At 66.0% G+C, this 22,961-nt stretch carries 18 protein-coding genes; 8 read left to right on the top strand and 10 right to left on the bottom strand.

Annotation, left to right across the window (positions count from 1 at the left end; all coding sequences use genetic code 11):
- Positions 1-12 precede the first annotated feature (12 nt).
- Positions 13-4,008, top strand: a complete 3,996-nt coding sequence (gene hrpA / locus ACP4XC_RS16365) for an ATP-dependent RNA helicase HrpA (RefSeq protein ID WP_427171470.1) — start codon at positions 13-15, stop codon at positions 4,006-4,008.
- Positions 4,009-4,079: 71 nt separating this feature from the next.
- Here hrpA and ACP4XC_RS16370 read toward each other — a convergent pair whose 3' ends face one another.
- The 3 genes from ACP4XC_RS16370 to ACP4XC_RS16380 all read right to left on the bottom strand — a co-directional run bounded on the left by ACP4XC_RS16370 (position 4,080) and on the right by ACP4XC_RS16380 (position 6,588).
- A complete protein-coding gene (locus ACP4XC_RS16370) occupies positions 4,080-4,508 on the bottom strand; it encodes an HIT family protein (protein WP_427171472.1) in 429 nt (142 codons plus the stop codon).
- Positions 4,505-5,665 (bottom strand): NAD(P)-dependent alcohol dehydrogenase, encoded by a 1,161-nt coding sequence (locus ACP4XC_RS16375; protein WP_427171474.1) that lies wholly within the window; start codon positions 5,663-5,665, stop codon positions 4,505-4,507. The genes ACP4XC_RS16370 and ACP4XC_RS16375 overlap by 4 nt, the downstream gene beginning before the upstream one ends.
- Before the next feature lie 62 nt (positions 5,666-5,727).
- The gene (locus ACP4XC_RS16380; RefSeq protein WP_427171476.1) at positions 5,728-6,588 is read right to left on the bottom strand and encodes a sulfurtransferase; all 861 of its coding nucleotides are present in this window, start codon (positions 6,586-6,588) and stop codon (positions 5,728-5,730) included.
- Positions 6,589-6,635: 47 nt separating this feature from the next.
- Here ACP4XC_RS16380 and ACP4XC_RS16385 point away from each other — a divergent pair, with 47 nt between their 5' ends.
- On the top strand, positions 6,636-7,739 hold the full coding sequence (locus ACP4XC_RS16385; protein WP_427171478.1) for a PLP-dependent cysteine synthase family protein: 1,104 nt from the start codon (positions 6,636-6,638) through the stop codon (positions 7,737-7,739).
- A gap of 31 nt (positions 7,740-7,770) precedes the next feature.
- On the opposite strand, the gene ACP4XC_RS16390 is transcribed toward ACP4XC_RS16385, so the two are convergent.
- Positions 7,771-8,427 carry an MBL fold metallo-hydrolase gene (locus ACP4XC_RS16390; RefSeq protein ID WP_427171480.1) on the bottom strand — a complete coding sequence of 219 codons (657 nt, stop codon included), beginning with the start codon at positions 8,425-8,427 and terminating at the stop codon, positions 7,771-7,773.
- A gap of 103 nt (positions 8,428-8,530) precedes the next feature.
- Between ACP4XC_RS16390 and ACP4XC_RS16395 the strand changes: the two genes are divergently transcribed.
- Positions 8,531-8,992 (top strand): Fur family transcriptional regulator, encoded by a 462-nt coding sequence (locus tag ACP4XC_RS16395; protein WP_427171482.1) that lies wholly within the window; start codon positions 8,531-8,533, stop codon positions 8,990-8,992.
- 109 nt (positions 8,993-9,101) lie between these two features.
- Here the strand turns inward: ACP4XC_RS16395 and ACP4XC_RS16400 are convergent, their stop codons facing one another.
- From ACP4XC_RS16400 to ACP4XC_RS16425, 6 genes are all read right to left on the bottom strand, one after another.
- Positions 9,102-9,992, bottom strand: a complete 891-nt coding sequence (locus ACP4XC_RS16400) for a metal ABC transporter permease (RefSeq protein ID WP_427171484.1) — start codon at positions 9,990-9,992, stop codon at positions 9,102-9,104.
- On the bottom strand, positions 9,993-10,808 hold the full coding sequence (locus ACP4XC_RS16405) for a metal ABC transporter ATP-binding protein (protein ID WP_427171486.1): 816 nt from the start codon (positions 10,806-10,808) through the stop codon (positions 9,993-9,995). It abuts the gene before it with no gap.
- A 96-nt stretch (positions 10,809-10,904) separates the two neighbouring features.
- Positions 10,905-11,876: a metal ABC transporter solute-binding protein, Zn/Mn family gene (locus tag ACP4XC_RS16410; RefSeq protein WP_427171488.1), complete on the bottom strand. Its 972-nt coding sequence runs from the start codon at positions 11,874-11,876 to the stop codon at positions 10,905-10,907.
- Positions 11,877-11,976: 100 nt separating this feature from the next.
- Positions 11,977-13,041: a hemolysin family protein gene (locus ACP4XC_RS16415; RefSeq protein WP_427171490.1), complete on the bottom strand. Its 1,065-nt coding sequence runs from the start codon at positions 13,039-13,041 to the stop codon at positions 11,977-11,979.
- Complete coding sequence (locus tag ACP4XC_RS16420) at positions 13,038-14,375, bottom strand: hemolysin family protein (RefSeq protein WP_427171492.1); 1,338 nt, start codon at positions 14,373-14,375, stop codon at positions 13,038-13,040. Before ACP4XC_RS16420 ends, ACP4XC_RS16415 begins: the two co-directional genes overlap by 4 nt.
- A 381-nt stretch (positions 14,376-14,756) precedes the next feature.
- On the bottom strand, positions 14,757-16,226 hold the full coding sequence (locus tag ACP4XC_RS16425; RefSeq protein ID WP_427171494.1) for a GuaB1 family IMP dehydrogenase-related protein: 1,470 nt from the start codon (positions 16,224-16,226) through the stop codon (positions 14,757-14,759).
- A gap of 256 nt (positions 16,227-16,482) precedes the next feature.
- Here ACP4XC_RS16425 and ACP4XC_RS16430 point away from each other — a divergent pair, with 256 nt between their 5' ends.
- The 5 genes from ACP4XC_RS16430 to ACP4XC_RS16450 all read left to right on the top strand — a co-directional run bounded on the left by ACP4XC_RS16430 (position 16,483) and on the right by ACP4XC_RS16450 (position 22,893).
- A complete protein-coding gene (locus ACP4XC_RS16430; protein ID WP_427171496.1) occupies positions 16,483-20,295 on the top strand; it encodes a multifunctional oxoglutarate decarboxylase/oxoglutarate dehydrogenase thiamine pyrophosphate-binding subunit/dihydrolipoyllysine-residue succinyltransferase subunit in 3,813 nt (1,270 codons plus the stop codon).
- Positions 20,296-20,474: 179 nt separating this feature from the next.
- Positions 20,475-21,074 carry a GDSL-type esterase/lipase family protein gene (locus ACP4XC_RS16435; protein WP_427171498.1) on the top strand — a complete coding sequence of 200 codons (600 nt, stop codon included), beginning with the start codon at positions 20,475-20,477 and terminating at the stop codon, positions 21,072-21,074.
- A gap of 123 nt (positions 21,075-21,197) precedes the next feature.
- Entirely contained in the window at positions 21,198-22,025 is an 828-nt protein-coding gene (locus ACP4XC_RS16440; protein ID WP_427171500.1) for a DUF4097 family beta strand repeat-containing protein, read from the top strand.
- A complete protein-coding gene (locus tag ACP4XC_RS16445) occupies positions 22,025-22,639 on the top strand; it encodes a PadR family transcriptional regulator (protein ID WP_427171502.1) in 615 nt (204 codons plus the stop codon). The genes ACP4XC_RS16440 and ACP4XC_RS16445 overlap by 1 nt, the downstream gene beginning before the upstream one ends.
- Positions 22,640-22,818: 179 nt before the next feature.
- The gene (locus ACP4XC_RS16450; RefSeq protein WP_104061284.1) at positions 22,819-22,893 is read left to right on the top strand and encodes a 50S ribosomal protein bL37; all 75 of its coding nucleotides are present in this window, start codon (positions 22,819-22,821) and stop codon (positions 22,891-22,893) included.
- The last annotated feature ends 68 nt before the right edge of the window (positions 22,894-22,961 follow it).

A 22,961-nucleotide genomic window follows, 5' to 3' on the forward strand; every position in this document is an offset into this window, starting at 1 on the left:
CTGTGTCCAGCCATGACTTTTCATATCTCCTACCCCGCCGAGCTGCCGGTCTCCGAGCGCCGCGAGGACCTGATGGCGGCCATCGCCGCGAACCAGGTGACCATCATTGCCGGCGAGACCGGCTCCGGAAAGACAACGCAGATCCCCAAAATGTGCCTCGAGCTGGGACTTGGGGACAACGGCCTGATCGGCCACACCCAGCCGCGGCGCCTCGCGGCCCGGACGGTTGCCGAGCGCATCGCTGAGGAACTCGGGGTGGAAATCGGCCAGGAGGTGGGCTTCCAGGTCCGTTTCACCGGCGAAGTCAGCAAGTCCACCAAGGTCAAGCTCATGACCGACGGCATCCTGCTGGCGGAAATCCAGCGCGACAAGCTGCTGCGCAAATACAACGCCATCATCATCGACGAGGCCCACGAGCGCAGCCTCAACATCGACTTCATCCTCGGCTACCTCAAGCGGATCCTGCCTCAGCGCCCGGACCTGAAGATCATCATCACCTCGGCCACCATCGATCCGGAGCGTTTCGCCAAGCACTTCGGCAGCGAGGACGAGCCTTCCCCCATCATCGAGGTTTCGGGCCGGACCTTTCCGGTGGAAATCCGTTACCGGCCGCTGTCACAACCCGCCGGCGGAGCAGCCGGAGCCGGCGGTCCCGGCGGAGCCGATGAGGACGCCGTCGCAGCGTCCGACGACGAACTCGAGGAGGACCGCGACCCGCTGGACGCCGTGTGCGACGCCGTCGAAGAACTGGCGCTCGAGGCGCCCGGGGACATCCTTATCTTCTTCTCCGGCGAGCGCGAGATCCGTGACGCCGCGGAAGCGCTCCAGGCCAGGATCCCGGGCAACCGCCGCCTGGCCGGCACCGAGATCCTTCCCCTCTTCGCCCGGCTGAGCCTGCAGGAGCAGCACAAGGTCTTCCACCCCGGCAGCAAACGCCGGATCGTGCTGGCCACCAACGTCGCCGAAACCTCGCTCACGGTCCCCGGCATCAAGTACGTCATCGACACCGGAACAGCCCGCATCTCGCGCTACTCGCACCGCACCAAGGTCCAGCGCCTGCCGATCGAACGGGTGTCGCAGGCCTCGGCCAACCAGCGCTCGGGCCGCTGCGGCCGCGTGTCCGACGGCATCGCGATCCGGTTGTACTCCGAGGAGGACTTCGAGTCCCGGCCGCAGTTCACCGACCCGGAGATCCTGCGCACCAACCTCGCCGCCGTTATCCTGCAGATGACCGCCATGGGCGTGGCCCGGGGGCCCAAGGATGTGGAGAACTTCCCCTTCGTCGAGCCGCCGGACTCACGCGCCATCAACGACGGCGTCAGCCTGCTGCGGGAACTTGGCGCCCTCAGCGCCCCGCGTGCAGGCGCGGCCGGCGCGTCCGGCAGGAACGGCGGCGGGCTCACCGCCGTCGGGCAGAAACTGGCCCAGCTGCCGGTGGATCCGAGGCTCGGCCGAATGATCGTGGAGGCCGGCAAACGTGGCTGCGTCCGCGAGGTCATGATCCTCGCCGCAGCCTTGACCATCCAGGACCCGCGGGAGCGCCCAACAGACAAGCAGCAGCTCGCCGCGGAGAAGCACGCCCGTTTCCGGGACGAGAACTCGGATTTCACGGGCTTCCTGAACCTGTGGAACTACCTGCAGGAGAAACAGCAAGAACTCTCCTCCACCGCCTTCCGCCGGCTCTGCCGCAACGAGTTCATCAACTACCTGCGGGTCCGGGAATGGCAGGACCTCTTCGCCCAGCTCCGCCAGCTCGCCCGTCCGCTGGGCATCAGCCTGGACAACAAGCGCCTGGCTGACCCTGTTGGCAACCACGACGGCATCCACATCAGCCTGCTCTCGGGCCTGCTGAGCCACATCGGCATCCTCGACGAGCGCAAGCGTGAGTACGCCGGGGCCCGCGGCAGCCGTTTCGCGATTTTCCCCGGCTCTGCACTGTTCAAGAAGTCACCCACGTTCGTCATGGCGGCGGAACTCGTGGAGACCAGCCGGCTGTGGGCCCGCGTCGCGGCGAAGTTCGATCCGCTCTGGGCCGAGCAGGTGGCCCCGGACCTGGTCAAGCGCAGCTACAGCGAACCGCACTGGTCCAAGAAGATGGGCGCGGTGATGGCCCACGAAAAGGTCACCCTGTACGGCGTGCCCATCATCCCCAGCCGGCGCGTCAACTACGGCAACGTGGATCCGGAGCTCTGCCGGGAGCTGTTCATCCGCCACGCCCTGGTTGAAGGCGACTGGCAGACCCACCACAAGTTCTTCCACCGCAACCGTGCCCTGCTCCACGAAGTCGAGGAGCTTCAGGCCCGGATGCGGCGCCGGGACATCCTGGTCGATGACGAGACGCTGTTCGAGTTCTACGACGCCCGGATCGGCAAGGACGTGGTCTCGGAGCGGCACTTCGATAAGTGGTGGAAGGATGCCCGGCAGCAGGATCCCGCACTCCTGGACTTCGACCAGTCCCTGCTGATCAGCGAGGACGCCGCTGCCCTGGACGATTCGGCCTACCCGAAGACCCTGCTGCACAAGGGCTTCGAGCTGCCGCTGAGCTATGAGTTCCACCCCGTCGCGCCGGGCTCACCCCCCAACCCATCGGACGGCGTCACCGCCGAGGTCCCGGTGCTGTTCCTGAACCAGCTCGACGACGCCGCGTTCCGCTGGCTGATCCCCGGGCAGCGGGTGGAACTCGTGACTGCCCTGATCAAGTCGCTGCCCAAGCAGATCCGGAAGAACTTCGTGCCCGCGCCGGACGTGGCACGCCAGGCCGTCGCGGCGCTGGAAGCCGACTTCGACCCCGCCACGGACGAGCTCGAGCCGTCGCTCGAACTGGTGCTGCGCCGGATCCGCGGGCAGGTCATCCCGCCGGGATCCTGGAACTGGGACGCCGTGCCGCCGCACCTGCGTGTGAGCTTCCGCGTGGTGGATTCCCGGGGCAAGGTGCTGGATGAGGGCAAGGACCTTACCGCGTTGCAGGAGCGTCTGGCCCCGGCTACCCGCCGGGCCATCGCCGAATCGCTCGGCGCCACCCCGGCCACCACGGCTCCCAGGATTGACGGGAAGACTTCCCGGAGCGCACCGGGCAGGGGCACCACCGCCGTCACCCCGCGCGCCCAGGGCACGCCCTCCGCCGGCAGCACCGGCTTCGCCGAGCGCTCAGGGCTCACCGAGTGGTCTTTCGGAACGGTGCAGCGCCAAGTCCAGGGCAGCGTCGGCGGGCACACGGTCACCGGCTACCCCGCGTTGGTGGACGAGGGCAGCTCCGTGGCCCTTCGGCTGTTCCAATCGCGGTCCGAGCAGGAACAGGCCATGCGCGGCGGCGTCATCCGTCTGCTGGCCCTGAAGGTGCCGCCGCCGGACCGCTACGTGCTGGAGCATCTGAACAATGTCGAGAAGCTGACGTTCAGCCAGAACCCGCACGGCTCGGTGTCCGCCCTGATCGCCGACTGTGCACTGGCCGCGATCGATAAGCTCACCCCGGCCGAGCTCCCGTGGGACGAGGCATCGTTCAAGGCGCTGTACGAACAGGTGAGGGCGGAGCTAATCGATACGGTGTTCACCGTCACCGCCGTCGTGGAACGCATCCTGGCCAGCACCCGCAGGATTGAAAGACAGCTCAAGGGGACCACCAGCCTGGCGCTGATCAGCGCCCTCAACGACGTCAAAAGCCAGCTGGAGCAGCTTGTGTATCCGGGTTTTGTGGCACGCACGGGCTACGCCCAGCTCAGCCAGCTTCCGCGCTACCTGGCGGCTATCGAGAAGCGGCTGGAGAAACTGCCGGGCAATGTCCAGCGGGATGCCCTCAACATGGCCGTCGTCCAGGCCTTGGAGGACGAGTACGACGACGCCGTCTCGGCCCTGCTGCCTGGCCGCCGGGCGGGGTCTGAATTAACCCAGGTGCGCTGGATGATCGAGGAGCTCCGGGTGAGTCTCTTCGCCGTTGAGCTCGGGACCGCCTATTCGGTCTCCGAAAAGCGCATCCGCGCCGCACTTAACAAGGTGCTGGCGCCGGCTTAGCGCCCCGACGGGGCTCCAAGCAGGCGCCAGCATCAGGCGGCACCAGCCGCGTTCCCGCGTCCTCCGCCCGGCTAGGCGGACGGGACGTGCTCCGCGTGGCCCGCTGCGCGGAGGCCTTCACGGAGCTTCTCCGCATTGGCGTCCAGCCTGGCCGGGTCCGGGTGCTGGTCCACCGAGCCGAAGTCAAAGTCGGCCATGGAGTTGGAGGGCCACACGTGCACGTGCATGTGGTTGATTTCGTAGCCTGCCACGATCAGGCCGGCCCGGGCGGCGTCGAACACGTCCACCTGGACGGCGCCGATCTTGCGGGCCACCTCCATGACCCGGGCCAGGACCTCCGGCGATGCGTCCGTCCAGCGGTCCACTTCCTCGGTGGGTACCACAAGCGTGTGGCCGTCGGCGAGGGGGCCCATCGTCAGGAAGGCCACCACGTCCTCTTCGCGCCACACGAAGCGTCCGGGGATGTCGCCGTTGATGATTTTGGTAAACAGGGTGCTCATGCGTCCGCCTTTTCTGCCGGGGACCCCAGAGTGCTGGCGTCCAGGACAAAACGGTACTTCACATCGCCCGCCACCATGCGGTCGTAGGCCTCATTGAGCTGGTCAGCCCCAATGACCTCAACGTCCGACGCCACGCCATGTTCGGCGCAGAAGTCCAGCATCTCCTGGGTCTCGGCGATGCCGCCGATCAGCGAGCCGGCATACGCGATGCGGCGCCGGATCAGCGCGCCCGGGTTCACGGGGGGCATGGCCTCCGAGGGCAGGCCCAGCTGGAACAGGGCGCCGTCCCGGCGAAGGGTGTTGAAGTAGGGGTTGAGGTCGTGCGGAGCCGCAACAGTGTCGATAATGACGTCGATGCTGCGCTGGGCCGCCGCCATGGCCGCCGGATCCTTGGAGAGAATCACGTCGTCGGCACCCAGCTCGCGGGCCGCTGCGAACTTCGTCTCCGACGTCGTGAAGACCTTGACCTCCGCCCCCATGGCCTTGGCAATCTTGACCGCCATGTGGCCCAGCCCGCCCAGCCCGACGACACCGACGACGTCGCCCGGCTCCACCTCGAAGTGGTTCAAGGGCGAATAGGTGGTGATGCCGGCGCACAGCAGGGGCGCCGCGGCCGCGGGATCCAGGCTCTCGGGAACGCGCAGGACGTAGTGGCGGTCCACCACGATGGAGGTGGAATAGCCGCCTTGGGTGATCGCACCGTCGTTGCGGGGATCGGGGGCGCCGTACGTTCCAATCAAGCCGTTCTCGCAGTACTGCTCGAGTCCGTCAAGGCAGGCCTCGCATTCGCGGCAGGAATCGACCATGCAACCCACGCCCACCCGCTCACCGACGGTGAAGTCGTCCACGTCGGAGCCGACCCGGGTCACCCGGCCGACGATTTCGTGCCCGGGGACCAGCGGGTACGTGTCGCCGCCCCATTCGCCGCGGGTGGCATGCACGTCGGAGTGGCACAGCCCGCAGAACTCGACGGCGATTTCAATATCGTCCGGTTTGGGTGCCCGGCGGGACACGGTCAGGGGCACCAGGCCGCTATCAGGTGCGGTGGCGCCATAGGCGGCAACAAGGGTGGGGCCCGCCTGCCCTCGTTCGTGGGCGTCCTTGACGTCGGGCAGCGGCTGGGCAAGGGGCGGGGGTACGGGACGTCCAGGTGTCATGCTTCGACGCTACCCCCGGTCAGGGCAGGTATTCCACTTTGGAGCGCCCGGTCACACGGTCGCTAGCGTGAAGCCGCTTCCTGGCCGTAGGGCGCCGTGCCGGTCACAACATCGTTGGAGGGGTCGGTGGACCACTCGGAGAATGAACCGGGATAGAGCGCTGCACGGAAGCCGGCGATCTCGAGGGCGGCGACTTCGTGGGCGGCCGTCACGCCGGACCCGCAGTAGACCGCGGTGGCAACGCCGGCCCCGACCCCGAGGGCCTCGAAGCGTGCCCGCAACTCTGCGGGGGACAGGAAACGGCCGTCCGCAGCGAGATTCGCTGACGTCGGCGCACTGACTGCGCCCGGGATGTGCCCGGCGCGGGGATCAATCGGCTCGACTTCCCCGCGGTACCGCTCCCCCGCCCTGGCATCGAGGAGCAACCCGTGACGGCTCCAGGAAGCAGCCTCTCCGGCATCGATCGCCGGCATGGCCCCGTCTCCCAGGGTCACATCGCCCGGTTCCGGCTGTTCCGGCCCGGACGCCAGTTCGAACCCCGCTGCGCGCCAAGCGGCCAGGCCGCCGTCAAGCAGGTGAACACTGCCGAACCCTGCGTCGCGCAGCATCCACCACAGCCGGGCGGCGGCCATGTTCCCGCTGTCGTCATAGGCCACCACAACGTCGTCGTTATTGACGCCCCAGCGGCGGGCGGCCTCCTCGAACTGCTCACGCGGCGGCAATGGATGGCGCCCCCGGCGCGGGTCCGCCGGTGCCGCAAGTTCTGTGGCGAGATCCACGAAGACGGCGCCGGGAAGGTGTCCACGAAGATAGTGCTCCCGGCCGTGGGGATCGCCAAGCGCCCAGCGCACGTCGAGGAGTACCGTTCGTTTTCCGGCCTTAAGGCGTTCCTTGAGGGCGGCTGCGTCCAAGAGGGTGTCCATTCACCAACTCTATCCTTGGGGCGCGGCTGCCCCGGTAGGCTGATGCGGTGACCAAAACGCAGCTGCAGGACCGGGCCTGGGCCGATGAGGCCGTCCGCCGAATCAATGCCGAAAACAACCGTTCCGCCGACACCCACCTGTATTCGGTGCCGCTCCCGGCGCGCTGGGGTGTCCAGCTTTACCTCAAGGACGAGTCCACGCACCGGACCGGCAGCCTCAAGCACCGGCTGGCACGTTCGCTGTTCCTGTTCGGCCTGGTCAACGGCTGGATCGGGGAGGGAACCACCATCGTGGAAGCCTCCAGCGGCAGCACGGCGGTCTCGGAAGCCTACTTCGCCCAGCTCCTGGGGCTGCCCTTCATCGCGGTGATGACGCGGACCACCAGCCGGGAGAAGATCGCCCTGATCGAACAGTTCGGCGGCTCCTGCCATCTGGTGGATCATGCGTCGGAGGTCTATGCGGCGGCCGAGGACCTGGCGCACAGCACCGGAGGCCACTACATGGACCAGTTCACCTACGCCGAGCGGGCCACGGACTGGCGGGGCAACAACAACATCGCCGAATCGATTTTCGGCCAGCTGGCACTGGAAGAGCACCCGATCCCGCGCTGGATCGTCGTGGGCGCCGGGACCGGGGGCACCAGCGCCACCATCGGGCGGTATCTGCGCTACCACCGCCATGACACGGCACTGGTCGTCGTCGATCCTGAAAATTCGGCGTTCCATCCGGGCTGGCTGGCAAGCCGCGCGGCGGGACCGGCCGCAACGGCTGCGGCACCGGCTGGCCAGCCTTCGCGAATCGAGGGCATTGGCCGGCCGCGTATGGAGCCGAGCTTCGTCCCTGCCGTGATCGACCACATGATCCAGGTTCCGGACGCGGCTTCGGTGGCGGCGATGCGGCATCTGCAGGACCATGCCGGCCTGCACGCGGGCCCGTCCACCGGCACCAACCTCTGGGGTGTGTGGCAACTCATCGCCGGAATGATCGCCGAGGGCAGCCAAGGCAGCGTGGTCTCACTGATGTGCGATGGCGGCGACCGCTATGCCGGGAACTACTACAACCCTGACTGGCTGCGGACCCAGGGGATGGATCCGGAACCCTTCGAGGCGGTCATCCGCGAATTCTTCGTAAGCGGAGTGTGGCCGGCGTAGCCCCCTCGTGGCGCCAGCCGGCTTAGTACGGCTAGACCTCGACGGAGTCACCGCTGGAGAGGTGCCGGTATTCCGTGCCGTACCTGGCGCCGATCCGGGTGACATGGCCCTCGATCAGCCGGAGCCCGTTCGGGTTGAGCAGGGCGTCGTGGATCGGAAAGGCCTTCGGAGCGCGAACGCCGATCACGAAGTCCACCACTTCGCCCACCTTGTTCCACGGCGCGTGGATCGGCACCAGCAGGGTCTTCACGTCGATGCCGTCGGGAATGGCAAACGAGTCCCCCGGGTGGTAGACATTCGAATCCACGAGGTAGCCGAGATTGGCCACCACCGGAATCTGGGGGTGGATCAAAGCGTGCTGGCCGCCGAAACTGCGGATGGCGAATCCGGCGGCTTCGAACTCCTCGCCGGAAGCGACCGTGTGGATCCTGTCCGCAGCACCATCGGCCTTCCCCCGCAGCGTTGCCGCCACACCCTCCGGCGCGAACAGCTGCAGTGAGGCGCTGCCCTGCAGGGCGGCCGCGACGGCGTCGGCGTCCACGTGGTCAGCATGCTCATGCGTGATCAGCACCGCATCGGCGCCGGCAAGCGCCTGATCGGTCTCGGAGAAGTTTCCCGGGTCCAGCACCAGCACGCGGCCGTCCTTCTCGAGGCGGACGCAGGCGTGGGTGAATTTCGTGAGCTTCATCCGGCCAGCCTAGGCAACCGCCGTCACGGTGTCCACGCACCCCGGCTGGTAATCTTGGACATTGCCACCACCTCACACCCCTACTTGAGCAAAGCGAGTTCCGATGTCCCAGGGCGCCACCGCCGGCAGCAGCGCGACTCCGGCAACGGCGCCCGCGGCGGGCAAGGAACAGCGCGTCACCAAGCAGCGCCTGGCCGTCAGCGCGGCCCTGGACGAGCTGGCGGACTTCGTCAGCACGCAGGAGCTGCACCGCATCCTGCAGGAGCGCGGCACCGCGGTGTCCCTCGCCACCTCGTACCGGATTCTTCAGTCCCTCGCCGACGACGGGCTGGTGGATGTCCTGCGAAACGCCGACGGTGAGTCGGTGTACCGGCGCTGCGCAGTGACCGGCCACCACCACCATCTGCTGTGCCGCAGCTGCGGCAAGGCCGTGGAAGTGGAAGCACCCGCGGTCGAGGCCTGGGCAGCGAGGATTGCGAACGAACACGGGTTCACCGCGGTGGAGCACACCGTGGAAATCTTCGGGCTCTGCCCCGAGTGCACTGCCCGCCAGGCCGGCGCTTAGCGGCCTGCCCCGGGTTGCGCACCGCCTACCCGGGTTGCGCTATCACTTTTGGTGCCTCTGAGGGTCTCAGAGCGACCAAAAGTGATAGCGCAAACGGAAGAGGCGCGGCTCAGGCTGCCGGAACCGGGGAATTCCTGAGGACCCGCCCGTTGATTCCGCGCTTGGTCCGTATCCCGCCGATCACGCGGCACGCCACATAGATCAGGAATGACAGCGTGGTCACGTAGGGGCTGATGGGAAGCCGCCCGCCAAGCGCCAGTAGGATGCCGCCCACTGTGGCCGTCATCGCGAAGACCACGCTCAGGATCACCACCAGTCTCGGCGAGGACGTCACCCGCAGCGCGGCAGCCGCGGGCGTGATCAGCAGTGCAAGCACCAGCAGGGCGCCCACGATCTGGATCGACAACGCCACGCTTATGCCCAGCAGCACCATAAAGCCGATGGCGAGAGCCCGCACGGGCACACCGCGGGCCGTAGCGACGTCGGGGTCCACACTGGCGAAGGTCAGTGGCCGCCAGATGGCCACCAGGGCCAGCATGACGACGACGGCGACGCCCGCCAGCACCTGCAGCTGGACGGTCCCCACGGACACAATCTGCCCTGTAAGCAGCCCGAACTTGTTGGCCGCGCGGCCTTCATAGAGGGAAAGGAAGAGAATTCCCAGCCCGAGGCCGAACGGCATGATGACGCCGATAATCGAATTCTTGTCCCGCGCACGCACCCCCATCACCCCCAGCACCAGGGCCGCGGTGATCGATCCGGCCAGTGAGCCCAGGATGATGTCCGCGCCGATCAGCAGGGCGAAGGCCGCGCCGGCGAACGAGAGCTCGGAGATCCCGTGGACGGCGAACGCCAGGTCGCGTTTCATCACGAACGTGCCCATCAGGCCGCCCAGCAGCCCCAGTACGGCCCCGGCCCAGATCGAGTTCTGCACCAAAACCAGCAGCTCGCCGTAGTTCTCGAAGTTGAAGATCGAATTCAGCGCGTTGCCAAGATCCACTTAGCCCACCTCCCCTGCCACCACGTGGGCATCCTCGTGGTGGTGCGTGGTGGCGTCCGGGAGCCCCACCACAATGAGCCTCCCGTTGGCCTCAACAACCTCGACGTGGCTGCCATAGAGATCGGAGAGGACCTCGGTGGTCATGACCTCGGCCGGCGTCCCCACCCGGAACCGTCCCCCGGCCAGATACAGGACCCGGTCCACATAGTCCATGATCGGGTTGATCTCGTGCGTGACGAACACCACGGCGCTGTCCCCGGAGTGGCATTGCTTGTCGATGAGCGCACTGACGGCCTGCTGGTGCTGAAGGTCAAGGGAGAGCAACGGTTCATCGCAGAGCAGCACCCTCGGGTCCGCCGCAAGTGCCTGGGCCACACGCAGGCGCTGCTGTTCTCCGCCGGACAATTGGCCCACCGGGACCTTCGCGTAGTCCGCGGCACCCACGAGTTCCAGGAGTTCATCGATCCGGCGGTTCACCTTCGCCGCTCCCAGGCGAACGCCCCAGCGGTGGCCGTCGACGCCAAGGCCCACGAGGTCGCGGGCGCGCAGCGGCGTGTCGGGGTCGAAGGATTTCTGCTGCGGGACATAGCCGATCCGCCGGCTGCCCCGTTCCACGGGCCTGCCGTCGAGCACGGCCGTGCCGGCGCTGAGCTCCTGCAGACCGAGAAGAACCTTGAGGAAGGTGGTCTTGCCGCTGCCGTTGGGGCCGAGCACGGCGAAGAATTCACCCGGGTTGATGTCCAGGTCCAGGCCCTCCCAGAGGGTCCGCCTGCCGAACGAGAGGGAAGCACCGCGGAGGCTCACTACCGGTGTCAACTGAGGTTTCCTCGATTTCCTGCGCAGCCATATGCTCGCGCTTTTCCGTACATCTTAGGCCGGGCGGTCCCGGCCGGCTTCGCCCGTGTCGCTGTCCTAGCCCAGGGCCTTTCGGATGCTGTCCACGTTGCCGGTCATCCATTGCACGTAGGACTGGCCCTCCGGCAGGGTCTCGCTGAAGTTCAGGACCGGAATATGCGCCGCCTCGGCCGCCTTCTTCAGCGCCACGGTCTGCGGACCTTCAGTCTGGGGGTTGTAGGCCAGGAAGCGGATTCCGCCGGATCCCACGAGATCGACGGCGGCCTTGAGGACCGCCGGCGGCACGTCGGCGTCTTCTTCAATCGCTTTTGAGTACTCGGCGGGGGTCTTGTTCTCAAGCCCGGCGTCTTCGAGCATGTACAGCGGCACCGGCTCTGTGACAGCCACGGCCGCGTGCCCCGCGGAAGCCTTCACCGCCGCGAGCTTGCCTTCCAGATCCGCGAGTGATCCCTTGAACGACGCCGCGTTGCTCCGGAAGGTTGCGGCCGAGGACGGTTCCAGTGCGCCAAGCTTGTCGGCGACGGCGTCCGCGAGCCGGGTCATGGCAGCCATGCTGTACCAGACGTGCTCATTGAAACCGGCGCGAACGTGGCCGGCGGCATCGGTGGCGGCGGCCGTTGAAGGTGCTTGGGCGCCGGCACTGGCCGGAGCAAGTCCGGAGACCTCCGCGGCGCTGATGAGGTTGTTATGGTCCAGCCCGGTATCCTCGGCGAGCTTGCGGATGAAGTCGTCGTATCCCCCGCCGTTCTCCAGCACGAGCTCGGCCTTGGAGACGGTCAGTTTGTCCTGGGTGGTGGCCTCATAGGAGTGCGGGTCCTGGCTGGTTCGCGTGATGATGGACGTCACGCGTACCTTGTCGCCGCCAATGGTCCGGACGATGTCCCCGTAGACGCTCGTGGAGGCAACCACCTCGACCACGCCGTCACCAGGGGTCCCCCGGGAGCTTCCCGCCGTCGTGCCGCAGGCTGTGAGCAGCATGCCAAGGCCTGCAAAAGCGGCCATCATGGCCCGGGCAGCGGGATGACGCACGGGAAACCTCGGATCTGTTATTGAGAATCAGGAGCATTAGTACAGCTCGAGTGTATCCCTAAATGGGAATCATTCCTATTTAGGGATACACTCGCCGCGGCTACTGCTCCTGTCCGAGCCTCCGGTAGCCGGTGGCCTGGGTCGCGTCGCGGATTTCGCCGACCAGCTGCTCGATCACGTCCTCCAGGAACAACACCCCCTGGGTCTTGCCGTCCGGCCCGATCACGCGGGCCAAATGGGAGCCCGTGCGCTGCATGACGGACATCGCCTTCTCGATCTCATCGTCCATCGACAGGTTTGCGAGCGACCTGATGCGGCTTTCAGCAATCGGCTGCTGGTAGCCCGATTCGGGGATGGATAGCACGTCCTTGATATGGAGGTAGCCCGACAGCATGCCGTCCTCATCGAGCATGGGGAAACGGGAGAAACCCGTTCGGCTGACAGCTTTTTCGAATTCCGCCGGCGTGGTGGCCGCCTTCATCATCACCAGTTTGTCCAAGGGCACCATGATGCGCGATGCCGTGTGCTCGGAGAATTCCAGCGCGCCGGTGATCAGCCCGGCGTCGTCATCCACCAGGCCGTGGCGCGTGGACTCCTGCACGATCGACTGGACTTCCTCCAGCGTGAACGAGGAGTTGACCTCGTCCTTGGGCTCGATCCTCATCAGCCGCAGGATGTGGTTGGCGGACCAGTTCAACGCAACCACCGCGGGCTTGACCATCCCGGCGATGAACATCAGCGGCGGCGCGAGCAGGAGTGCCGCCTTGTCCGCCACCGAGACAGAGATGTTCTTGGGCACCATCTCGCCGAAGGTAACGTGCAGGAAGGTCACCGCAAGAAGGGCCACGGCAAACGCCGCGACGTCGGCGATCTCCATCGGAACGCCGACGGACTCCAAGGGGACCGCCATCAGGTGGTGAATCGCGGGCTCGGCCACTTGAAGGATCAGCAGGGAGCAAACGGTGATGCCCAGCTGGGCGCAGGCCAGCATCAGCGAGACATTTTCCATGGCGCGGAGCGTGGTCTGGGCCTGTCGCGAACCCCCGTCCGCCAGGGGCTCGATCTGGCTGCGCCGTGCAGACATGATGGCGAATTCGGCGGCAACAAAGAAGGCGTTGCCGATCAGGAGGACGACGAGCCAGAGGATACCCACCCAGTCGTTCATGCCGCCCCTCCCTGCCCTGCGACGTGTTGTTCACCGAGGACGGGTGCGGGCTTGAAGCAGATCCTGTCGATGCGGCGCCCATCCATGCGCGTGACGCTCAATGTGCCCCCGCCAACGTCCACCTTGTCGCCCACTGCGGCGATCCTGCCCAGCTGGCTCATGACGTACCCGCCCACCGTCTCGTAGGCGGACTCGTCCGGCACGCTCAGGCCCGGGATCTGTTCGGAGAGTTCGTCGGGCCGCAACAGGCCGGGGAAGTACCAGTCCCCGGATGCGCTTTGCAGGAGGCCGGGCCGGACTTTATCGTGCTCGTCCGCTACTTCGCCCACGATTTCCTCCACGAGGTCCTCCAGGGTTGCGATGCCGGCGGTTCCGCCATATTCATCCAGCACCACGGCCAGTTGCATGTTTCCTTCCCGCAGTTCGGCCAGGAGCGCGTCCAGGTGGATGGTTTCGGGCACCCGGAGCACATCGGTCATGATGGCGCCGGCTTCGAGGTTGGGACGCCGCTCGGAGGGCACCGCTATGGCCTTCTTCACATGGACTAGTCCGCGGATGTCGTCTGCGGAGTCCCCGATGACCGGAAAGCGCGAATATCCCGTGCGGCGGGCGGCTTCGACAATGTCCGAAACTGGCTGGCCGGCACCGATGGTTTCAACCCGGATCCGGGGAGTCATGACGTCGGCCGCCGTGCGCCCGGAAAATTTAAGCGTGCGGGAAATGAAGTTCGCCGTCCCGGCGTCCAAGGTGCCCATGGCGGCGGAACGCCGCACCAGGGAGGCGAGCTCCGCAGGTGTGCGGGCGCCGGAGATCTCTTCCTTGGCCTCCAGGCCGAACACGTTCAGCACCTTGTTGGAGAACCCGTTCAGGACGATGATGGCTGGTTTGAAGATGGCCGTGAAGACCAGCTGGGGGCGGGCCACGGCCTTGCCAATCGGCAGGGACAGCGCAATGGCCATGTTTTTGGGCACGAGCTCGCCGATCAGCATCGAGAGCAGCGTGGCGATCACCATGGCCACCACCAGGGAGACCGAAACGGCCGCCGCGGCGGGTAGGCCGACGACGGTCAACGGACCTTGGAGCAGATGGCCCACCGACGGTTCCATGACATAGCCGGTGAGGAGAGTGGTCAGGGTGATGCCCAGCTGGCAACTGGAAAGCTGGGTGGACAAGGACCTGAGGCACTTGAGCAAGGGCACTGCCGCCGCGTCGCCGTCATCCACCGCACGCTGGACGGTGGCCTGGTCCAGCGCCACCAGGGAAAATTCCACGGCAACGAAGAACCCGGTGCCGAGAATGAGCAAAATTCCTGCTCCAAGAAGCAACCACTCCATCAGAAGCCCGCTTTCAGGGCGTTGCGGGCGGAAAGTGGTTGCCCAAGACCAAGCCGGAGAAGTGGAAACGGAGCAGAATGGCGAAGGGCGCCCCGGGTCGTTGCAGGGAGCGGATTCTGCGGGGGAACGGTGCCAGGCGGAGGATGGTCAGCCGGTGCCGACCCTGTTTCCTGGAAACCCGCGGCGTGATGGGTGGCCGGGGAATGATGGGCGCGTGAACGGGGTTTGCCGGCTCTGTGGGTGGACTGCGCGGAATTGCTGATAATGCTCCGCTGACAGCGCCCAGGCCGGCACCTAGATTTACTGTCCATAAGAATTTCAGTCTACAGGTTCGCCTGCCCGTCCCGGCCTCCGGCGGTCCCGTCTCAGCCTTGCTCAGCCTTACCAGCTCTGCGGGACGGGGCGCCCTTCCTCATACCCGGCGGCCGACTGGATTCCCGCCACCGCCCGTGCCCGAAAGGCCGCGAGGTCGGCGGCTCCCGCATAGCTCATGGAGCTGCGCAGCCCGGCGGTGATCATGTCCAGTAGGTCCTCCACACCGGGGCGGGCCGGGTCCAGATACATGCGCGAGGTCGAGATGCCTTCTTCGAACAGCGCCTTGCGGTCTTTTTCGAAGGCGCCCTCACGCTGGTTCCGGTTCTGCACCGCGCGTGCGGAGGCCATCCCGAAGCTTTCCTTGTAAAGGCGCCCGTTGGCGTCGGTCTGGAGATCGCCCGGGCTTTCGTGGGTTCCGGCGAACCATGACCCGATCATCACTTGGCTGGCGCCTGCAGCGAGGGCCAGGGCAACGTCACGCGGGTAGCGGACGCCGCCGTCGGCCCAGATGCGGCCGCCGGCGGCGCGGGCGGCGGCGGCGCACTCGAGCACGGCGGACAGCTGGGGGCGGCCTACCGCCGTCATCATGCGGGTGGTGCACATGGCCCCGGGGCCCACTCCCACCTTGACGATGTCGGCGCCCGCCTGGATGAGCTCCCGTGTGGCCTCGGCCGTGACCACGTTGCCTGCCACCACCGGGACAGCCGGGTCCAGGCTGCGGACCGCGGCCAGGGCGTCAAACATCTTGTGCTGGTGGCCGTGGGCTGTGTCTATGACCAGCACGTCCACGCCGGCCGCGAGGAGTTCCGCCGCCCTGCCCGCCACATCTCCGTTGATTCCGACGGCGGCCGCGACTTTGAGCTTTCCCCCGCCGTCCAGGGACGGCCGGTAAATGGTGGAGCGCAGCGCACCCTTGCGGGTGAGCACGCCGGTGAGCAATCCATTCCGCTGGACCGGAGCGAAGTCGGTTCCGGCTGCGTACATGGCCTCGAAAGCGGCGAGCAGTGCCGGCTGCCCCGTTTCGGAATCCTCCCCGGCGCCGTCGAGAGTGGCCGCATCCAGCACCAGCGGCTGGTGGCGCATCACGGAGGCGAGTGAGGCGAAGCGGTCCTGTCCGTCGCAGTCCGCGGACCTGACGACGCCGGCCACGCCGCCGTCGTCGTCCACCACCACCACCGCCCCGTGCGGGCGTTTGCCCATCAGGTGAAGGGCGTCGATAACGGTGCCGCTGGCCAGCAGGGTGACCGGCGTCTCAAACACCGGATGGCGGGACTTAATCCACGAGGTGACGTCCCTGAGCACCTCGAGCGGAACGTCCTGCGCGAGGACGGCAAGTCCGCCGCGGCGCGCCATCGTTTCGGCCATGCGCTTGCCGGTGACGGCCGTCATGTTGGCCACCACCAGCGGTATGGAGGAGCCCGTGCCGTCGTCGGCAGAGAGGTCCACGTCAAGCCGGGAGGTGACGTCGGAGCGGGAAGGGACCAGGAAAACGTCTGAATAAGTCAGGTCGCTGCTCGGTTCATTCAGAAAGCGCATGGCTGCTCCTTATGGGGTATTAACAGTGAGTCTAGGCGAGAGCGCGGACACTGCCGAGGACCGTTCAAGAGGCTGGATCCGGCAATAGTTTCGCCGCATCATGATTTGGGTCACGCTTATTGGCAGTTAACCAAGAATCCTCACTAGACTGGCAAAGGTCTGGGTTCACAGGACGCAGAGAGCTGGTCCGATTTGCTGTGCCGCGGCACCCAGGCGACCAGAGGGAAATCAAACTCATGGAAGAGGCGTATTTCAAGTGCCAGAGCAGCCTAGCCACCGTCTACCAGAGGAATTTGGCGGAAACGAGTGGCTCGTTGACGAACTGTACGAGCGTTACCAGCAGGACAAGAACACGGTTGACGCCAAGTGGTGGCCCCTGTTTGAATCCTTCGACGCCGGTGACAGCTCCTCTTCCAACGGGACCTCGGGGGCACCGTCGCCCGCCAACCCTGCAACACGTGAACTTCCGGTCGTAGCGCCCGCTGCGGCGGCTCCGGCAGCGTCGCCGGCAGCTCCCGCCAAGCCGGTTCAGCCTGCTGCTGCCGCACCCGCCCGTCCCGCTGCGGCTCCCGCCCAGAAGGCACCAGCCACGGTTGCCCGCGACGGCTCCAAGAAGACTGAAGCCGGCGGCGGGACTCCGCCCATCCCGGCCCAGCTGCCCAAGAACATCAAGGCGCCCACCGCCCCTGAGGAAGACGTCGTCTCGGTCCTGCGCGGACCGGCGAAGGCCATCGCGTCAAACATGGTCACGAGCCTGGAAGTGCCAACAGCCACCAGCGTCCGCGCCATTCCGGCCAAGTTGCTGATCGACAACCGCGTGGTGATCAACTCCAACCTGGCCCGCGCCCGCGGCGGCAAGGTCTCCTTCACGCACCTGATCGGCTACGCGGTCATCCGTGCCCTGTCCCAGTTCCCCTCGATGAACGTCTACTACGACGAAATCGACGGCAAGCCCGTTGCTGTCCAGCCTGCGCACGTGAACTTCGGCATCGCCATCGACATGCCCAAGCCGGACGGCACCCGCCTGCTCATGGTGCCCAACATCAAGAAGGCGGAGACCCTCAACTTCTCCGAGTTCTGGCACACCTACGAGGACCTGATCAAGCGTGCCCGCGCCGGCAAGCTGACCGCTGACGACCACTCGGGCACCACCGTGTCGCTGACCAACCCCGGCGGCATTGGAACCGTGCACTCTGTGCCGCGCCTCTCCAAGGGCCAGGCTGCCATCATCGGCGTCGGCGCATTGGACTACCCTGCGGAATTCCAGGGTGCCAGCTCGAAGATCATCGCGCAGAACGCGATCAGCAAGGTCCTCACGCTGACCTCCACCTATGACCACCGCGTCATCCAGGGTGCCGGCAGCGGCGAGTTCCTGAAGCTCGTGCACCAGCTCCTGCTCGGAGGGCAGAACTTCTACGACGAGATCTTCGAGTCCCTGCGCATCCCGTACGAGCCCGTGCGCTGGAGCCCGGACCTGCAGGTGGACCCGGCCGACGAAATCAACAAGGTGGCCCGGATCCAGCAGTTGATCCACTCCTACCGTGTCCGCGGCCACCTGATGGCGGACACCGACCCGCTGGAGTACGTGCAGCGCAAGCACCCCGACCTCGATGTCCTGACCTATGGCCTGACCCTGTGGGACCTGGACCGCGAATGGCCCACGGGAGGCTTCGGCGGCAAGCCCATGCTCGCCTTCCGCGACATCCTGGGTGTCCTCCGCGACGCCTACTGCCGCACCACCGGCATCGAGTACATGCACATCCAGGACCCGGCCGAACGCAAGTGGTTCCAGGACCAGCTGGAGCACCCGTACTCCAAGCCGAGCCGCGAAGAGCAGTTGCGCATCGTCTCCAAGCTCAATGCGGCCGAGGCCTTCGAAACCTTCCTCCAGACCAAGTTCGTGGGCCAGAAGCGGTTCTCGCTGGAGGGTGGCGAATCCCTGATACCGCTGCTTGATGCGGTCATCTCCGACGCCGCCGACGACGGACTCGACGAAGTCGCCATCGGCATGGCCCACCGCGGCCGCCTCAACGTGCTCACCAACATCGCGGGCAAGACCTATGCTCAGGTGTTCCGCGAATTTGAAGGCACCCAGGACCCGCGCTCCGTGCAGGGCTCCGGAGACGTCAAGTACCACCTTGGCACCGAGGGTACCTTCACGTCGGACAACGGCAACGAGACGAAGGTCTACCTCGCGGCCAACCCCTCGCACCTCGAGGCCGTGGACTCTGTCCTTGAAGGCATTGTGCGCGCCAAGCAGGACCGCCTGGACCAAGGCGAATCCTTCCCCGTGCTGCCCATCATGGTGCACGGCGACGCCGCCTTCGCGGGACAGGGTGTGGTGGCCGAGACGCTCAACCTCTCCCAGCTGCGGGGCTACCGCACCGGTGGAACCATCCACGTGGTAGTCAACAACCAGGTGGGCTTCACCACGGCGCCCTCCTCGTCACGATCGTCCACGTACTCCACGGACGTCGCCAAGATGATCCAGGCACCGGTTTTCCACGTGAACGGCGACGACCCCGAGGCCGTGGTCCGCATCGGCCAGCTCGCCTACGAGTTCCGCCAGCGGTTCCACAAGGACGTTGTCATCGACATGGTGTGCTACCGCCGCCGCGGCCACAACGAGGGTGACGACCCGTCGATGACGCAGCCGCTGATGTACAACCTCATCGAAGCCAAGCGTTCGGTCCGGAAGCTCTACACGGAGTCCCTGATCGGCCGCGGCGACATCACCGAGGAAGAAGCGGAACAGCTGCTTCGCGACTACCAGGAGCGCCTGGAGCGCGTCTTCGCCGAGACTCACGCGGCCCAGACGTCACCGATCCCCATCATCACGGCCGATTCTGCTGCGGTGTCGGATCTGGAGCGCCCCATGGCGCAGCAGTCGGATTCCGGCGTCAACGCACCGGCATCCACCGCAATCTCCGCCGAGACGCTGGCCCACATCGGCAAGGCGCACGTGCAGATCCCCGAGGGCTTCACCGTGCACGCCAAGCTCAAGCAGCTCCTCGAGAAGCGTGAGCAGATGTCCCGCGAGGGCGGCATCGATTGGGGCTTTGGCGAGATCGCCGCTTTCGGCTCTCTCATCATGGAAGGCGTCCCCGTCCGGCTTGCCGGCCAGGACTCCCGTCGTGGCACGTTCGTGCAGCGGCACGCCGTCTTCCATGACCGTGCCAACGGCAACGAATGGCTGCCCCTCGGCCACCTTTCGGACAACCAGGCCAAGCTCTGGATCTACGACTCCCTGCTCTCCGAATACGCGGCTATGGGCTTCGAATACGGTTATTCCGTGGAGCGTCCGGACGCGCTGGTTCTCTGGGAGGCCCAGTTTGGTGACTTCGTCAACGGAGCCCAGACCATCATCGATGAGTTCATTTCCTCCGCCGAGCAGAAGTGGGGCCAGCGTTCCTCACTGGTGCTGATGCTTCCGCACGGTTACGAAGGTCAGGGCCCGGACCACTCGTCCGCCCGGATCGAGCGCTTCCTGCAAATGTGCGCTGAAGAAAACATGATCGTGGCGAACCCCACGACGTCGGCGTCCCACTTCCACCTGCTGCGCCGCCAGGCCTACAGCAGGCCCCGGAAGCCGCTCATCATCTTCACGCCCAAGCAGCTTCTCCGGCTCAAGGCCGCAGCGTCGTCGGTGGAGGACTTCACCACGGGGACCTTCAGGCCGGTTATCGGGGAGCACGAGCAGCTCCAGGCCAGCGCCGTCGAACGCGTGCTCTTGGTCTCGGGTCGGCTGTACTACGATCTGCTGTCCACGCGGCAGAAGACGGATGACCAGACCACTGCGATTGTCCGGGTGGAACAGCTCTACCCGCTGCCCGCGGCCGAGATCGCAGCCGAACTGGCCAAGTACCCCAACGCCGAAGTCGTCTGGGCACAGGATGAGCCGGCAAACCAGGGTCCGTGGCCGTTTATGGGCTTGAACCTGCCCGAGGCACTGGACCGCCGCGTGCGCCTGGTTTCACGTCCGGCCTCCGCCTCGACCGCTGCCGGCTCCATGAAGCGGCACGCGGCCGAGCAGGATGCACTCCTCAAGCAGGCGTTTGCCCGGAAGTAGTTTCGCCACTGCCCGGCTGGAGGTCGAATACCCGACTCCGGCCGGGCAGTCCTGCTTAATGGAACAGCCAGCCGTTGGCACGCCGGCCGGACGCCCGAGTTGGCCGGGCGCCCGAGTTGGCCGGGCGCCCCATTCCATGGAACGCTGAATTTGTTGCTCACTGAGGTAAAGAGGTAGTCGTGGAAGACAGGAAGCTGCGTATTGCGGCTGTAGGAGATGAGCTGTTGGCCGGTCTGGGCGATCCCCGGGCACTGGGCTGGCTGGGGCGAGTTCTTGCCCGCACTCCGCAGGACGGCATGAGCGTCGAATGCTTTGCCCTGCCCTGCCCCCAGGAAGGCACTGAAGGCCTGGCCGCGCGCTGGCTGGACGAGGCCGGACGACGCTTCGGCAACAACCACGAAAACCGCCTGATCATTGGGCTGAGCGGCCGGGACATTGAGTTCGGTCTCTCCACTGCCCGGAGCCGGCTCAACCTGGCCAACATCCTGGACTCGGCCTCCCAGAACAAGATCGGGGTGTTCGTGGTCGGGCCGCCGCCGTCACTCGATCCAACCCAGAACCGCAGGCTGGGCGAACTCAACACGGCATTCGCCGACGTCACCACCCGCCGCAAGCACCTCTACGTGGATACCTTCTCTCCCCTGCTGAACCACGAGCAGTGGCGCCAGGACCTGGCGGCCAATGGAGGAACCCCAGGACAGGCCGGCTACGGCCTCATGGCATGGCTTGTGCTGCACCGCGGCTGGTTCCAGTGGCTGGGTATCAACGCGCCGGAGTAGCCCCACAACCCGGGCCCGGCAGAGCGCCTGGCGTGCCCGTGCCCGGAAGCCGGCTGTTGCCTTTCCCAAAGACGCGATATATCGTGAGATGTGAGTCACGATATATCGCCCTTTGGAGGAACAGTGGAAGAGAACAACTGGACCGTCACCGGCCCTCGGACCATCGACGTCGACGGCGTGACGTCCCTCAAACTGGGGATCGTCAAGGGGCGGTTCAACATCGTGGCGCACGGCGAGGATGTCACCCGGATTGAGATCTCGGACCTTCACGGCGATCCTCTGGCGCTCACTTTCGCCAACGGCCGGCTGGAGGTGCGGCACCAACTGCACGGCGCGCAGGGGTGGTTCAAGAACCTGATGGGAACAGTCAACAACAGCAGCCAGAACTCGGTGGTACTCAGCATCGCTCTTCCGGCCGGAGTCGAGGTTGAAGCAGGAACCGTCAGCGGTGACGGACTGGTGTCCGGTATCAGCGGCCACACGAAGCTCAGCACGGTGTCGGGATCGGTGATGGCCGACGACACCTCCGGGGACCTCCACGTCAACACCGTCAGCGGCGAAGTGATCGTGCGGAACCACCACGGCGTCCTCACTGCCAAAAGCGTCTCGGGAGAAGTCACGGCGTCGGGCCTCTTCAGCAACATCAGGGCCAACACCGTCAGCGGAGACATGAGCTTCGACCTGCACGGTTTCACCCATGACTTCGGCGCGAATTCAGTATCAGGCGATCTCACCGTCAGGGTCCCGCACGACGTCGGCGTGGACATCGTCGCCAAGAGCGCCGGTGGCGCTGTGGTCGTCGATGACCAGAAATACAACCAGCCGGGAGGGAAGGTCCAGACCATCGCCGGGCCGGACGCCCAACTGATGGTGCTCCGGACCAACTCGGTCTCGGGCAGGACGTCAATCATCCATGGTGCGTCACCGGCGGACGCCGGAACGGGGTTGTGATGCCTCCGGTCTTTGCGCACGGAGCTCTGCGGCTCTACCTTCTGGCACTCCTGGAACCGGGCCCCAAGCACGGCTACGAGCTGATCAAGGCACTCAGCGAAAGGTTCGGGGGCACCTACTCGCCCAGCGCTGGAACCATCTATCCCCGGCTCGGAAAGCTTGAAGAGGAAGGCCTTGTTGCCACCGAATCCGAGGGGCGCAGGACCAACTATCGCATCACCGCGGCCGGCCTGGTTGAACTCAACAGACGCAGGGACGAACTGGCCGGGGTGGAAAACGATATTTCCGCATCGGTGCGCCGGCTGGCCGATAACCTGCGGGAGGACATCCGTTCGAACATGCGAGGGCTTCGGGCCGATCTCGCAGCCACCGCCGAAGCGGCGCGGGCCTCCGCCCGTTCAGCTGACTTCCTGGGGCTGGGCTCGCGCCACTCCCCCGGAAGCGAGCGGACGCTCAAGGAGGCGGAGATGCTGCTGCAGGCCTTCCGCGACGATTTGCGCGTGGAACTCCGGCTGCATGCGAGCACGGCGCCCGTCACACCCGTAACGCTGGAAACCATCCGAACGGTTCTGGATCAGGCGCGGATCTCCATCAGGAACTCGCTGAGAACCTGACCGGTCCCCGCCCGCCGCGGCTCCCCAGGTTTTGCCCGTGGTCTCCTGCCCGTAGTTTCTTGCCCGTAGGGCGTGTTCGCAGCTTCGTTCGCAAACCCCGGGCCGGTTCGCGGGGCGCCTTCCGATGTGGGAGACTTGAGGGCAGCTCTTTTGAGTACCAACATTTAAGGAGGCCAGCTATGAGCAAGCGTGCACGTAAACGTCGTGACCGTAAGCGTGGCGGCGCGAACCACGGTAAGCGCCCCAACGCCTAAGCTACGGCTTGGAATCACAGCTTTAAGAAAAGGACCCCGGAAACAACTGTTTCCGGGGTCCTTTGCCG

The sequence above is a fragment of the Arthrobacter sp. 92 genome, assembly GCF_050260325.1.
Lineage (GTDB): Bacteria > Actinomycetota > Actinomycetes > Actinomycetales > Micrococcaceae > Arthrobacter.